Origin of the sequence: Promicromonospora sp. NPDC059942 (assembly GCF_042731755.1) — a bacterium.
Lineage (GTDB): Bacteria > Actinomycetota > Actinomycetes > Actinomycetales > Cellulomonadaceae > Promicromonospora.
The window spans coordinates 119,030-133,294 of record NZ_JBHWLR010000005.1 but is presented as its reverse complement, the minus strand read 5'-3'; the positions used below and the strand labels follow the sequence as shown (position 1 = coordinate 133,294).

Annotated in this window: 13 protein-coding genes; 6 read left to right on the top strand and 7 right to left on the bottom strand. The window is 72.3% G+C overall.

The window, feature by feature from the left end; genetic code table 11:
- Positions 1-8 precede the first annotated feature (8 nt).
- Positions 9-821: an NAD-dependent epimerase/dehydratase family protein gene (locus ACFV9Q_RS09885; RefSeq protein ID WP_377234261.1), complete on the bottom strand. Its 813-nt coding sequence runs from the start codon at positions 819-821 to the stop codon at positions 9-11.
- Between the two features lie 157 nt (positions 822-978).
- On the opposite strand from ACFV9Q_RS09885, the gene ACFV9Q_RS09880 reads away from it, so the two are divergent.
- Entirely contained in the window at positions 979-1,536 is a 558-nt protein-coding gene (locus ACFV9Q_RS09880) for a hypothetical protein (protein ID WP_377228726.1), read from the top strand.
- Between the two features lie 239 nt (positions 1,537-1,775).
- On the top strand, positions 1,776-4,697 hold the full coding sequence (locus ACFV9Q_RS09875) for a family 43 glycosylhydrolase (protein ID WP_377234260.1): 2,922 nt from the start codon (positions 1,776-1,778) through the stop codon (positions 4,695-4,697).
- Between the two features lie 216 nt (positions 4,698-4,913).
- On the opposite strand, the gene ACFV9Q_RS09870 is transcribed toward ACFV9Q_RS09875, so the two are convergent.
- The 4 genes from ACFV9Q_RS09870 to ACFV9Q_RS09855 form a co-directional block, all read right to left on the bottom strand.
- Complete coding sequence (locus ACFV9Q_RS09870; protein ID WP_377234259.1) at positions 4,914-5,222, bottom strand: hypothetical protein; 309 nt, start codon at positions 5,220-5,222, stop codon at positions 4,914-4,916.
- 147 nt (positions 5,223-5,369) lie between these two features.
- Complete coding sequence (locus ACFV9Q_RS09865; RefSeq protein WP_377234515.1) at positions 5,370-6,008, bottom strand: response regulator; 639 nt, start codon at positions 6,006-6,008, stop codon at positions 5,370-5,372.
- A 125-nt stretch (positions 6,009-6,133) separates the two neighbouring features.
- Entirely contained in the window at positions 6,134-7,339 is a 1,206-nt protein-coding gene (locus ACFV9Q_RS09860; RefSeq protein ID WP_377234258.1) for a sensor histidine kinase, read from the bottom strand.
- A complete protein-coding gene (locus tag ACFV9Q_RS09855; protein ID WP_377234257.1) occupies positions 7,336-8,169 on the bottom strand; it encodes a CPBP family intramembrane glutamic endopeptidase in 834 nt (277 codons plus the stop codon). The genes ACFV9Q_RS09860 and ACFV9Q_RS09855 overlap by 4 nt, the downstream gene beginning before the upstream one ends.
- A gap of 129 nt (positions 8,170-8,298) precedes the next feature.
- On the opposite strand from ACFV9Q_RS09855, the gene ACFV9Q_RS09850 reads away from it, so the two are divergent.
- Both ACFV9Q_RS09850 and ACFV9Q_RS09845 read left to right on the top strand, forming a co-directional pair.
- On the top strand, positions 8,299-8,889 hold the full coding sequence (locus tag ACFV9Q_RS09850) for a uracil-DNA glycosylase family protein (protein WP_377234256.1): 591 nt from the start codon (positions 8,299-8,301) through the stop codon (positions 8,887-8,889).
- Positions 8,890-8,935: 46 nt separating this feature from the next.
- Positions 8,936-10,411, top strand: coding sequence for a D-alanyl-D-alanine carboxypeptidase family protein (locus tag ACFV9Q_RS09845; RefSeq protein ID WP_377234255.1), 1,476 nt, complete (start codon positions 8,936-8,938; stop codon positions 10,409-10,411).
- A 52-nt stretch (positions 10,412-10,463) separates the two neighbouring features.
- Here ACFV9Q_RS09845 and ACFV9Q_RS09840 read toward each other — a convergent pair whose 3' ends face one another.
- The gene (locus tag ACFV9Q_RS09840; RefSeq protein WP_377234254.1) at positions 10,464-11,066 is read right to left on the bottom strand and encodes a VOC family protein; all 603 of its coding nucleotides are present in this window, start codon (positions 11,064-11,066) and stop codon (positions 10,464-10,466) included.
- A 10-nt stretch (positions 11,067-11,076) separates the two neighbouring features.
- Positions 11,077-11,808, bottom strand: coding sequence for a TMEM175 family protein (locus tag ACFV9Q_RS09835; RefSeq protein WP_377234253.1), 732 nt, complete (start codon positions 11,806-11,808; stop codon positions 11,077-11,079).
- 161 nt (positions 11,809-11,969) lie between these two features.
- Here ACFV9Q_RS09835 and ACFV9Q_RS09830 point away from each other — a divergent pair, with 161 nt between their 5' ends.
- Positions 11,970-13,262, top strand: a complete 1,293-nt coding sequence (locus ACFV9Q_RS09830) for an ABC transporter substrate-binding protein (RefSeq protein WP_377234252.1) — start codon at positions 11,970-11,972, stop codon at positions 13,260-13,262.
- A gap of 53 nt (positions 13,263-13,315) precedes the next feature.
- Entirely contained in the window at positions 13,316-14,206 is an 891-nt protein-coding gene (locus ACFV9Q_RS09825; protein WP_377234514.1) for a carbohydrate ABC transporter permease, read from the top strand.
- Positions 14,207-14,265 lie beyond the last annotated feature (59 nt).

Genomic DNA, 14,265 nt, shown 5'->3' with positions numbered 1-14,265 from the left:
CCGGTCGGTCACCACTCGCCGCCCAGCGGGTGGTCCTCGTCGGCGAAGATTCCCGCGAGAATCCTGTCGCGCTCCGGCTCCGGCGGTGCGACGCCGTCGCGCTCGGTCGCCCGGCGCACCGCGTCGTCCTGCGGGTGGAAGCCGATCGCGTGCCCCGGCCCGAGCGGGAACCAGCCCGGCCCGTTGTCGGAGACGCCCCAGACCACGTGGTGCCCGGGCCGGTCGAGCGCGGCCACGGCCTCGACCAGCCGGGCGGCGTCGGCGGGGGAGAGCCACAGGGCGACCGAGTGGCCCCCCGCGACGTCCGGGCTGAAGGCGCAGATCCGCGCGCTCACCACGGTCATGCCGAACCGGTCCGCGTAGACGCTGCCCAGGGCCTCGCCGGCGGCCTTGCTCATGCCGTAGAACGTGTCGGGCCGCGGGTGCAGCTCGTCGACGGCGCCGGCCTCGGCGGGCGTCGCGTACCCCACCGCATGGATCGAGCTCGCGAACAGCACGCGCGGCACGCCCGCGACGTGCGCCGCCTCCAGCGTCCGCTGCGTGCCGTCGATGTTCACGGCGATGATCTCGGGCCACGGCCGCTCCCAGGGATGGGCCGCGAGGTGCACCACCAGGTCCGCGCCCCGGAACGCCTCGTCCAGGGCGCCCGTCTCGGTGATGTCGGCCGCGAACCACTGGTCCCGCTCGTCGCGCTCGGCGGGCACCCCCCGGTCCAGCAGCCGCAGCTCCCGCCCCGCTCGTCGCAGCAGCGGGGTGACCGCGCGGCCGATCCGGCCCGCCGCCCCGGTGATCGCGATCACCTGTGGTGCGTCGTTCGACATGCTCGGGCTCCCTCGTCCGGTCGGTGTCCTGACGAGAGGGTAGGGGATTTGGTGGCGGACGACCGCGACGACCTGCGATGACACGCGTGAGGGCGGCACGGGGGCGGCACGTGAACAGCGCGCGGCCGGCACGGTTGCGGCACGGGAGAATGGCCCCATGAGCACCTCGCGCCGCGCCGCGCACCCGCACCCGGACCCGCACTCCGACCCCGCGACGCTCACCCCCGAGGAGCGGGAGGACTTCGCCGAGCGCCTGCGCGAGCGCGTCTACGTCACGTTCGCCTCGCTCGCCGTCATCCTCACGCTGCTGGCCCACGCGCACGGGCTCGGCGCCGGGACGGCGGCCGCGTCGCTGACCATCACCGCCGTCGGCACCGTGGCCGCCGCCTGGCTCGCCGAGCTCATCTCGCACCTCGCCGCGCACGGCGGGTTCCCCGACCGGCACCACCTCGGCGCCATGACCCGGACCAGCGGCGGCGCCCTCCTGACGCTCGTCATCCCGCTGCTCGCCCTGGCCGCCGCGGGCCTCGGCTGGTGGGAGGTCACCACCGCGCTGCGCGTGGGCGTCGGCGTGCTCATCGCCACCCTGGTGCTCATCGCCTGGCTCGGCATCCGCCGCACCAAGCTGCCCTGGCTCGCGCGCATCCTGGCGCTCGGCGTGCTCGCGGCGCTCGCGGTCGGCGTGGTGGGGCTCAAGCTGCTCGCGCACGGCTGAGTCGGCCCGGGCGGGGACGACGGCGTCCCGCGGCGTCGGCGTGCGGCGTCGATACCAGCCGCCGGATCCGGTGCCCGAGTCGATCACTTTCGGACATCTTGTTGACGTGAACATTTCGCGGGTGCCAGCCTGTTGCGCGGCGGTCCCGCAGGGCCCGCCGGAACGCAGGGTCGCGTTCCGCGAGGCCGGCGCCGTCCGTCCTCGTGCGTCCACAGACTTCGAGGATGAAGGAGACGGACATGGGACTTCGCCGCGCTCGGCGCACCAGCCCCTCCGCATTACCCGCCCGCCCGGCGCTGTCGCGTTCGGCACCCGCTCGACCGGCGCTTGCCGTCGCGCTGGCCGCGACGCTCGCCCTCCCGGCGCTGCCCGCCGTCGCGCACCCGGCCGTGCGCGACGCCGCGCCCGCCGCAGCGACCGACGACGCCGCCTACACCACCTACCCGCCGATCCTCGACCCCGGCTCCGGCGCCGCCGACTACTTCACGCCGTCCTGGCTCGACACCGCCGGCAGCCACATCCAGGCCCACGGCGGCCAGGTCGTGTCGGTCTCCGCCGAGGCGCTCGGCGTCGACGCCGGGTCCGTGGTCCAGGGCGAGGAGGCGGGCCAGACCGTCTACTACTGGTACGGCGAGGACCGCAGCAACGGCTACTACGGCAGCCCGGGCGTGCACGCGTACAAGTCGCACGACACGAAGAACTGGACCGACGAGGGCGTCGTCCTGCGCTCGGTGTCGAACGCGGCGGAGCTGGAGTCGGACTACTTCGACGCCCTCTACGACACGGTCGACGACGCCGGCCTGCCCCGCGCGGACCGCATCGCCGAGGTGAACTACCACCTGAACACCAACGAGGCCGCCGACTACACGACGATCTTCGAGCGCCCCAAGGTCCTGTTCAACGAGCAGACGAACCAGTGGGTGCTGTGGTGGCACTCCGACGGGCAGCGCACCGTGGGCGGCAGCATGTACGCGCGCTCGATGGCGGGCGTCGCGGTCTCGGACAGCCCCACGGGGCCGTTCCGGATGACGGGCGTGTACCGGATGCCGAACCGGACCAACTACCAGGCGTGCATCTCCGCCGCGGTGCCCGGCCAGGCGCGGGACATGACGGTGTTCCAGGACGACGACGGCACGGCGTACATCGTCTACTCCTCCGAGGAGAACCGTTCCCTCTACATCGCCGAGCTCGACGCCGACTACACGAACGTCACGCACACCACCGACGTCGACATGGCCGACGCCGGGCAGTACTCGGAGGACGGCCGCTTCCCGTACCTGTTCGCGGACGGTTCCGCCGCGGCCCCGGTGCGCGGCGAGGACTTCCAGATCGTCAAGGAGTGCGGCGTGCTGGAGGCGCCCGCGCTGTTCCAGCACGGCGGCAAGTACTACACGGTGGCGTCCGGCGCGACGGGCTGGGCCCCGAACCCGCAGACCTATTACACGGCCGACAGCATCCTGGGCTCCTGGATCCGCGGCGTCGAGGCGGGCGACGCGCACGAGAACGTCGCGTACAACGCGATCCCCGAGGGCGGCGACGGGCTGCTGTCGGTCGGCGACACGCGCCGCACCACCTTCGGCTCGCAGTCGACCAACGTGCTCGACCTGGGCGGCGGCCGGTTCGTCTACATGGGGGACCGGTGGAACGCCGGGGCCGCGAACTCGAACTATGTGTGGCTCCCGGTCACGATCGGCGAGAACGGCCGGGCCGAGATGCGCAACCCCGCCACCGAGGACCCGGCGCGCTGGGGCGCCGGCTGGGACGAGAGCTACTGGGACGACAAGGGCGTCGGCACCGAGATCTGGCGCGTGGTCGAGGACGGCGTGCCCGACCAGGTCGCGCCCGGCGTGGACTTCGGCGACGCCCTGCCCGACGCCGTCCCGGTCGAGGTCGACGGCGTCACGACGGACGTCGCGGTGACCTGGAGCGCGACGTCGTTCGACGAGCGCGGCACCCAGACGATCACGGGCACGCTCGCCGCCGGCGACGGCTTCACGGCGGGCCGCACCTTCACGCGCACCGTCGAGGTGCACGAGGACGGCGTCGCCAACCTCGCGCCCGGCGCATCCGTGGCGGCGTCCAGCCGGGCGAACCTCGCGCCGACCGTGGTTGACGGCAACGTCAAGGGCAAGGGCTGGGACGACTGGACGTCGTCGGGCTACCCGCGCAACAGCTGGCTGTCGTTCACCTGGCCGCTCACGCAGGACCTGACCGAGGTGGTGGTGCACACCTACAAGGACGGTTCGGGCGCGACCTGGCCGTCGACGGTCGCGGCGGAGTACCTGGACGCGTCGGGCGCATGGACGACGACGGACGTGCGCGTCGACCTCGCGCAGGACGCGGCGTCGTCTGCCCCGGTCGCGACCCTCGATGTCTCCGGCCTGCCGCGCACGAACGGCCTGCGCCTGCGCCTGACGACGGCGACGAACACGTGGCAGTCGATCTCGGAGGTGCAGGTCTGGGGCGCGGACGACGTCGAGGACCTCTGCCGTGCCGACGGCACCACCGTCTCGGCGAGCTTCCACCAGACCGAGTGGGAGACGTTGCCGGCGGCCAACGCGTGCGACGGGAACGCGGCGACGTCCTGGTCCACGTGGTCCGGGAGCGCCGGCCGGGACGAGGTGACGTTCACGGTCGAGCCGACCGAGCCGCGCGCCGTGGACCGGATCGGCTTCACGAGCACCGAGGGCACGATCGCGCACGTGGGCGTCGAGTACCGCGACGCCGCAGGCACGTGGCACCCGACCACGGCCCAGGACGTGGTGCCGGGCGCGACCGGGACGCCGGTGTCGGTCGAGTTCGAGCCGGTCTGGGCATCGGCCGTGCGGCTGACGTTCGCGACCCCGGGCTCGTACCTCAAGATCCCGGCGCTCGGGGTCGGGGCGCGCACCACTGCCGTCGTGCCCGAGGTGGCGGCGCGGTGCGTCGGACCCGACAAGGCCCAGCTCGTGACGACGGTGCGGAACCTCGGCGACCGGAAGGCGGACATCGAGATCCGGACGCCGTTCGGCACGCGCGTGGTGCGCGACGTCGCGCCGGGCCGTACGGGATCGGCCGTGGTCAGCACGAAGTCCACGGCGCTGGACGCGGGGAGCGTCACCGTCTCGACGCGCGGCGGGTCCGGCCTGACGGCGGGCTACGCGGCGGCGGACTGCGCGTGACGGCTGGCGGCCGACGGCTGACGGCTGCTGACGGCTCGGCCGACGGCGTCTGCTGACGGCTTGGCCTGACTCGCAAGCTCACCTTTGAGGCCCAGGTTTCTTCGCTTTCGGACAGTCGAAAGCGAAGAAACCTGGGCCTCAAAGGTGATGGCGACGCCGGGCAGGACGCCGATCGCGCCGGGCGTCGACGTCAGCCCTCGACGTCAGCCCTCGGCGTCAGCCCTCGAAGTCGACGTTGCCGCGGCAGGCTTCGCCGGGGCTGGGCACGGCTGCCTTGAGCCCGTGGCTCACGTACTTGCCGTAGCTCTGGACCCGTCCGTCCGTCACGAAGTCGTCGTTGAACTCGGGCGGCTGGTTCTCCTGCGCGTCGGGCAGGTCACGGCCCGAGAACGCGCACGCCGAGCTGGCCTTGTGCGCGCCGGGGATCGGGTCGCCGTTGCCGTTGGTCTCGCCCGCCATGGCCGACATGGCGCCGCCGAGGGTCAGCCCCGCTGTGACGACGCACGTCAGGATGACACGCCTCATGTTCACCACCTCCTTGTGGTGAAGGGCGTCCGGGTAGGTCGGTCGGACCCGGTCCGCCCTCCGGACTTTCAACGTACGTCCGGGCCGCGGGCGCCACCGGTCGACGCCGAGAGATCACCCGGACCCACGGACGTCGGCCCTCGTCGGTCAGGTCACCAGGCCCGTGCGGTACGCGTAGACGACGGCTTGCACGCGGTCGCGCAGGTTGAGCTTGGCCAGCAGGCGCGACACGTAGGTCTTGACGGTCTCCTGGCTGATCACCAGGGTCGCGGCGATCTCGCTGTTCGACCGGCCGTCGGCGATGAGGCGCAGCACCTCCAGCTCGCGCGGCGTCAGGGTCGTGTCGGCGGGCGCGTCCCCGGCGGGCCGGATCCGGGCCGCGTACCGGCCGACGAGCTGCCGGGTCACCTCGGGGGCCAGCAGCGCGGCGCCGCTCGCGACCGTCCGTATGCCCGCCAGGAGCTGGCCCGCCGGGGCGTCCTTGAGCAGGAACCCGCTGGCCCCCGCGCGCAGCGCCTCGTAGACGTACTCGTCGAGGTTGAACGTGGTCACCACGAGCACCTTGACCGGGCGCTCCACCCCGGCGCCGGCGAGCAGGCGGGTCGCCTCGATGCCGTCGAGCACCGGCATTCGCACGTCCATCACCACGACGTCCGGCTCCAGCCGGCGGGCCAGGTCGACGGCGGCGCGCCCGTCCGCGCACTCGCCCACGACCTCCAGGTCGGGCTGGGCGTCGATGATCGTCGCGAAGCCCGTGCGGATGAGGGCCTGGTCGTCGCACACCAGAACGCGGACGGGCGGGGTTGCCGCCGGACCGGGCGCCGCGGCCGGGCCCGCAGCCGCCGCCGTGGCCGGGCCGACCGGTGCCGCGGACGCCGCGCGCGCCCCGAACCCGGCCCGCTCGCCCGCGCTCACGACCGGCTCCCCGCCGCCGAGTACGTGCGGGGCACGCGCGCCCGGACGACGAAGCCGCCGTCGTCCAGCCGCTGCGTGCCGAACTCGCCGCCGAGGGCCTCGACCCGCTCACGCAGGCCGGCCAGGCCCCGGCCGCTACCACCGGGGACAACTTCGGGAGCCACGGCCCCCGAAGCCCGGCCGGACCCCGCCCCACCACCCCGCCCCGCTGTGCTGACCTCCACGACGACCTCCCTCTCCGTGTGCCGCACCGCCACCGTCGTCGGAACGCCGTGCGCGTGCTTGAGCGCGTTCGTCAGGGCCTCCTGCACCACGCGGTAAGCGGTCAGCCCGGCGCTGTCCGCCGACCCGGCCGGCTCGCCGTCCTCCACCAGTTCCACGGGCTGCCCGGCCCGGCGCGTCTGCTCCACGAGCACCCGCACCTCGGCGGCGGACGGCGTCCGGGCGGCGCCGTCGTGCCACGGATCGAGCAGGTCCAGCAGGTGCCGCAGGTCGGCGATGGCGCGCCGGCCCGTGTCCGTGACGGCGTCCAGGGACTGCTCCAGGCGGTCGGGCGCCGCCGTCAGATACTTCGCCGCCTCGGTCTGCACCACCATCGCCGTCACGTGGTGCGTCACGACGTCATGCAGCTCGCGGGCGATGCGGGTGCGCTCGGCGGTCAGGGTGTCCTGCGCGACCCGGCGTCGGCGCTCGGCCTCGGCCGCCCGCGTGGACCGCAGCCATGCGCCGATGCCCCACGCGAGGGCCATCGCAAGGTAGAACGTCACGTACTCGTCCACCCGCTCGGCCCCGGTCAGCCGGTCGAGTGCGACCGCGAGCGCCACGTAGCAGACGGTCAGGACGGCGGCGACCACGCGCCGTCGTCGGCCCAGGTGGGCCCCCGTGCTGACGAGCGCGATGCCGACCGCATTCCCGGCGAACGACTGGTAGCCGAACACCTGGCCGGCGGCGAAGCCGGCCGCGACGAGCAGCATGGTGAGGGCGGGCCACCGCCGTCGGACGGCGAGGGGGAGGCATTCCAGGGCGATGACCAGCACCGCCCACCCGTCCAGGGGCCGGGCGGGCAGTTCGCCCACCTGGGTGCCGTAGTCGCGCAGCGCGGGCAGGAATGCCGCGCCGGCGAGCCCGAGGGCGAGCGGCAGGTCCCGAACCGTGACGTCCAGACGGCGCCACTGGTCCGGGACCTGCCTGAGCTCGATCACCGGGGGAGCCTAGCGGCCACCTCGGCGCGGGCCGCGCGGCGGACCGGCACGATGTGGCCGCGCCGGTGGGCGATCACGAGGAAGATCGCGGCGGTGATCGCGCAGAACACCACGGAGTAGAGGCTGCCCTCGGGGCCGAAGGTACCGCCGGTGACCAGCACGTGGCCCTGCGTGGTGGCGTCGAGCAGGCCCTGCGGGGTGTCGTTGCCGGAGACCTCGGTGCTGAAGATGGCGCTGCCGGCGATGTTCCAGCCGAGGTGCAGGCCGATCGGCACCCAGAGCTTGCGGGTGGCGACGTAGGCGGCGGTGAGCATGCCGCCGGCCTCGATGGCGATGGCGATCGCGCCCCACAGGGTGGCGTTGGCGTTGAGCAGGTGCGCCAGGCCGAACAGCAGGCCGGTGAACGTCAGCGCGATCCAGGTGCCGGTCCAGCCCTCGACGATCCGGAACAGGACGCCGCGCCACATCAGCTCCTCGGTCACGGCCGCGGCGGCCATGAAACCGACCAGCCCCAGGGCGCCGAGCGGCGAGCCGAGGCCGTGCACGGAGTAGCTGCCGAGGAAGGCGAGGTTCACGATGACCAGGCCGAACAGCCCGAGGCCGAGCAGCGTGCCCCAGGCCAGCGCGGGCGCCGCACCCTTGAGGGCCACCTCGATGACGGGACGGCGCTCGGTCAGCCGCACCACCCACGTATAGACGACGACGCCGACCACGGCCGTGGCGAGGCCGACGGCGAGCGTCAGCCAGGGGCTGTCCTGGACCGCCACGAGGCCTTGGCCGCCGAGGAACGAGACCGCCACGATCGCGATGAGCTGCCACACCAGACGCACGATGACTCCTAGGGAAGGGCCGCGGCCGGGCGCCGCGGGGTACCCCGAACGCTATGAATTCCCAGGTCAGGAGTCGTCACCGCGGGGTGGACACTCGCGGGTAGCTCGCACGGGGGACAGACTGGGCCCGTGGCCAGCACCCTCGACCTGATCCGCGCGGAGATCGCCGCCGACCCGTCCAACGCGTGGGCCGCCGAGCTCGGCTGGGCGCCGCTCTACTCGGTGTCGGAGGGCGCCCGGATCGCCCTGGTGGGTCAGGCGCCCGGCCGCAAGGCCCAGGAGAGCGGCAAACCCTGGAACGACGCCAGCGGCGTGAAGCTGCGGTCCTGGCTCGGCGTGACCGACGAGCAGTTCTACGACCCTGACCTGTTCGCGATCCTCCCGATGGACTTCTACTACCCCGGCAAGGGGGCGTCCGGCGACCTGCCGCCGCGGAAAGATTTCGCAGGGCGGTGGCATCCGCGGATCCTCGCCGAGCTGCCGCGCCTCAGTCTCACGGTCTTGGTGGGCAGCTACGCCCAGAAGTACTACCTGGGCGGCCGGGCCAAGAAGAGCCTGACGGAGACCGTGCGGGCCTACCAGGAGTACCTGCCGGAGACCGTGCCGCTGGTGCACCCGTCGCCGCTCAACTTCCGCTGGCAGGCCAAGAACCCCTGGTTCGAGGCGGACGTCGTGCCGGAGCTGCGGACGCTGGTGGCGGGGGCGCTCGCGGGGACGTGACGCCAATTGGCCTGCGCCCGCCTCGCGCTGACGGTACATTTCGTCGGTGCTGACCCAGACCCCCCTCTGGCCCGAGCCGCCGGCGCCTCCGACGTCGCCGCGGCCCCGGCGGGGCACGCGAGCCTCGGAGCGGAGGCGCAAGCGGTGGACGATCGGCATCGTCGCGGCCGTCACAAGCCTGGTCGTCGCGGCAGGGAGCGCCTACGCGTTCGACGTGTTCGATCCGGAGGCGGCCACCCCTTCGTCCGCGGTGGCCGAAGCGCAGGTGGCGATCGCCGAGAGCGTGTCGCTCCAGACTGCCCTCACCACTGACCTGGACGACGCGCGGGCCGTGCTGAAGAGCCCGGATGGCAAGGCCGCGAACAAGTCCACGCGTCGTGCGCTCAACACGGCGATCGAGGACGCCGAGCGGGTGGTGACGTCCCTGAAGTCGGTGACCACACTGGCATCGGGTACAGAGGTCGATGCCAGCGCGGTGCTGAAGGCAAGCGACGCGCTCGACGACGACGTTCCCGCCGTGACCGCCGCGCTGCGTGAGGCGACCGGTGCGGTCGTCGCCTCGGGGCGGCAGGCTCGGTTGGCCCGGGCCGTGTCCGGGTTGGAGAAGGCCCGGGACGGTCTGAAGTCAGCCGTTGCGGACGGCGAGCAGGTGCACGCGGAGTCGGCTGCGGACGCCGCCGGGCGGGATGCTCTGCGCGCCGCGCTGGACGACGCGGGCGATCTGACCTCCCAGGCCGACAAGCTGATCGCACGGGCGGCGGAGGTCCAGACCGCGGCGGAAACTAAGGCGGACGCATCTCCCGCCGCGACGGCGCAGTCCGGCACCGCTCAGCCCGGCAGCGCTGAGGCCGGCGCGGCATCCGAAGCGAGCACGGACGTGCTCGGCGACGCCCGCCCGCTGACCAAGGCCCTGACCGAGGCGACCGCCGGTATCAAGGAGGCCGCCGCCGCAGTGTCAGCGGAGACCGCGGACGACGCAGCAGAGGCCGAGGCCGGCGCCACCGACCAGGGTGCGGACGACACCGGCACCGACCCGGGCGACGACACCGGCACGACCGACGACACCGACACCGCTCCGGCCGGCACCTGCCCCGAGCCCGACCAGGTGTGGTCCGCCGAGAACGGGCACCTGTCGTCGTCCGAGCTGGCTCAGATCCCGTTCGCCTCAGGGCACTACGTGCGCTCCGACGTCGTCAGCGCCCTGGCCGAGCTGAACGCCGCCTACGCGGCGGAGTTCGGCGTGAACATGACCATCAACTCCTCCTACCGCACCTACGCGGAACAGGAGGCGCTGTACGACCCGTCGTCCAAGACCGCGGCCCCGCCCGGCTGCTCGAACCACGGCACGGGTCTTGCGATCGACATCGGCGGCGGTGTGGCCGCGTTCGGGTCGGCGCAGTACGACTGGCTCAAGGCCAACGCGGAGGCCTACGGCTGGGTGCACCCGCCGTTCGCGGAACCGTCCGGGCGCAACCCGGAGCCGTGGCACTGGCAGTCGGTCAAGGCACCGAACAGCTACTGACCGGTCGGGCCCGCATACGACGGGCCCGACCGGAACGCCGTCATCCACGGGCTCACGCCCACGCGAACCCGTCCGGGTCGGTGACCTTTCCGAGGTCGCCGCCCACCGTGAGCCGGTGCGAGCCCGTGCCCTCCGGCGGCACCCCGGCGTCCTTGGCCAGCGCGGCGCGCTTGTAGAGGCCGAAGCCGATGGGGCTGGAGCCCATCTTGAAGTCGACGTAGGAGCCGAAGCTCTTACCGACCGTCAGGCCGTGGCCCACGTAGAACTTCTTGCTCGCCGAGACGTCCTCGGCGCCGATCAGGAGCACGATCTCGTCGAACCGCCGCTCGGCCGGGCGCGTGTCCTTCTTGGCGGACGTCGCCATCTTCCAGATGGTGCCGTCCGGCGCCTGGACCACGCCGCCGTGGCCCCACATGGACTTGGCCATGGGCTTGAGCACCGTGGCGCCCGCGGCGACCGCGGAGTCGAACAGCGCGTGGACGTCGCCGGGCTGGTCAGCGACGAGGGAGATGTGGAAGCCGCGGAACCCGGTGCTGGGCGTCTCGCCGGCGCGCAGGTCGAGGCGGTCCTCGCCCAGGCCGAAGGCGACGTCGTAGAAGGAACGGGCGGTGCTGGGGTCGGCCACCTCGAGGGTGACGGAGTCGATGTTTGCCATGCCCACAACGTTAGGGAGCGGACGGCGGGGGGCGCTTCTCGATTCCTGACGAGTGCTCGGCTGTGTCGTCAACCCCGCCGTCGGCCGGGTCGCGGGCACCGCTGTCGGCCGCCCGATCCCGTCCCACGACGCCGAACCGCACCAGCACGGCACGGACCAGACCCGACAGCGCCATGAGGAACAGCCACGAGTACGACGGGACGATCAGCGCCAGCAGCAGGGTCAGCGTGAACAGCAGCGCGACGGCCAGCGGCGTCGCCGGGAGCGTGGCGTCCACGGGCAGCCCCGCCGCCGTCCGGTCGCGGCGCTCGACGAGGGCGATCACGAACAGCAACCACGCACTCACGGCCAGGTTGCCGATGTACGACGCCACCAGCGGCCGGTCCGTGTCCAGACCGCCCGTCAGCGCCGTGACCACGGGCATCACCGTGATGGTGAACAGCCACGCGAGCTGCAGCGTCAGGTGCGGCTGGGTCAGGGGAGTGTCCGGCGACTGGATCCCGTGGTGCATGCGCCAGAACATCGCGATGATCACGAAGCTGAGCGCGAAGGCCAGCAGCTGCCAGCTGTGCTCGGCCGCGTAGTCGCCCAGGGTCTGCTGCTCGTCCACCGCCTCCGACACGCTCTCCATCAGCGGCAGGATCAGCAGGGTCAGCGCGATGGCGATCGCGGCGTCGAGGAACGCGATGAGGCGCTCGCTGGTGCGCACGGGCGCTGGTGCGGTTGCCGTCCGAGCTTCCATCGGGACCTCCCTGGACCGGCCTGGACCTTCGTCGGTGATCCTGCCACGTCGAACCGGACCGAGAAGGAAGCCGAGCCGCCGGATGTTTGACGGATCTTTTACAGCGCTGTAAATTCCGACGGTCGCCGCGAGCAACGGAGTTCGAGCATGGGAGATGCAGCGTGAGTCCAGGTTCAGGTCGTCCCTCATCGCTGAGCCGACGGTCCTTTCTCACCGGCTCGGCCGCACTGGTCGCGCTCGGCGTGGCAGGGTGCGCGTCGGCCTCGGCGGGGTCCGGCGGGGGCACCACCCTGCGCTTCTACGAGCAGAAGCAGGAGGTCATCGCCTACTTCGACGAGCTGCTGCGGCGGTTCGAGAAGGAGCGGCCGGGCCTCACCGTGGTGCACGACAGCACCGTCGCCATCGCCCCGCAGTTCGTGCGCAACGAGCCCGCCGACGTCGGCTGCTTCAACGACAACCTGGAGCTCGCCCGCTACATCAAGCGCGGCGTGCTCGGGGACCTCTCCGACCTGCCGTCGGCGCAGGCGGTGCGGACCGACATCGGCGAGCTCACCGACCAGTACGCCACGTACCCCGGCCGCACCAGCGTGCTGCCGTACTCGCTCGCCGCGGCCGGCGTCATCTACAACAAGAAGATCTTCGCGGAGCACGAGCTGCCCGTCCCGGAGACGTGGTCGCAGTTCGTCGACGTCTGCGACGAGCTGACCCGCGCCGGGATCACGCCGGTCTACGCGACCGACCGCGACACCTGGACGCTCTGGCAGGGCCTGTTCGACTACTCGGTGGGCAGCCTCGTGGCGCCGGGCGAGTTCTTCCGCCGCCTCAAGGAGCTGGGCACCGACGTCGGGCCGGACTCGGAGGTCTCCTTCGAGAAGGACTTCGCCGTGCCGATGGAGCGCGCCAAGACCATCTCGTCGTATTTCAACAAGGACCACGCGGTGCGGGCCTACGCCGACGGCAACCTCGCCTTCGGCAAGGGCGAGGCCGCCATGTACCTCCAGGGTCCGTGGGCGCTCAGCCAGATCGCGCTGGTCGACCCGGACCTGGAGATCGGCACCTTCGCGCTGCCCGTCTCCGAGAACCCCGAGGACCGGCAGGCGCGGGTCAACATCGACCTGGGCCTGTGGATCCCGACGGCGTCGGCCCACCAGGACGAGGCCCGCGAGCTGGTCGAGTTCCTCATGCGGCCCGACAACATCAACGCCTACAACAGCGACAACCTCGCGTACTCGACGCTCAAGGACGCCCCGCCGCAGCAGGACGAGCGCCTGGCCGGGCTCCAGGACTACGTGGACCGCGCCGCCTTCTACCAGGGGGCCGGGACGTTCGTGCCGACGTCGATCCCGCTCGGCAACTACCTGCAGTCCGCGATCCGCTCCGGCAACTTCGAGGGCATGCTCCGCCAGCTCGACGCCGACTGGCGCCGGCTCGCCGGACGGGAGGCCACGGTATGACTGACACAACGATGTACCAGGGTGAGACGGCGGCCCGGGGCACGGGCCGTCCGATGGCCCAGTCCACGACCCGTCGCAAGAGCGGACGGCGCGTGGAGCCGCTGTACTACGTGTTCCTGGTCCCGACGCTGCTGATCTTCACGGCGTTCGTGATCGTCCCCGCGCTGATCGGCATCTTCTACAGCCTCACCGACTACGTGGGCTTCGGTGACTGGTCCTTCCTGGGCCTGCGCAACTACGCCGCGCTGTTCAGCGACCCGCGGATCCTCGAGTCGTACGGGTTCACGCTCGGGTTCGCGCTGGTCACCGTGGTCGTCGCGCAGAGCATCGCGCTCGCGCTGGCCGTCGCGCTGACCCGGCGCATCCGGTTCGCGACCACGCTGCGCACGGTGTTCGTCATCCCGATGGTGGTCTCCGGGATCGTCGTGGCGTACGTGTTCAACTTCCTGTTCTCCAACTCGCTGCCCGCGATCGCGACAGCGGTCGGCTTCGGGCCGCTGGAGGAGAGCATCCTCGGCAACCCCGACCTGGCCTGGCTGTCCATCGTGATCGTGTCCGCGTGGCAGACGATCCCGGGCGCCCTGCTGGTCTACACGGCCGGGCTGACGTCCATCCCGAGCGACCTGTACGAGGCGAGCGCCCTGGACGGCGCCACGCCCTGGCGGCAGTTCCGGTCCATCACCGTGCCCCTCATCGCGGGCTTCATCCTGATCAACACGATCCTCGGCGTGAAGGGCTACCTCGGCGTGTACGACGTCATCGTCGGCCTGACCGGCGGCGGGCCCGGGACAGCCACGAGCAGCGTCGCCATGACGATCTTCGGCGGCTTCACCGGGGGCGACTACGCCTACCAGATGGCCAACGCCACGGTGTTCCTGGTCGTCACCGCGCTCATCTCCGTCGCCCAGATCGTCGCCACCCGTGGAAGGGCGGTTCAGCTGTGACCACCGTCGAAGCTTCTCGCACCGCAGGCCCGGGCCCGTCCGGCCCGCGCCCGTCCGCC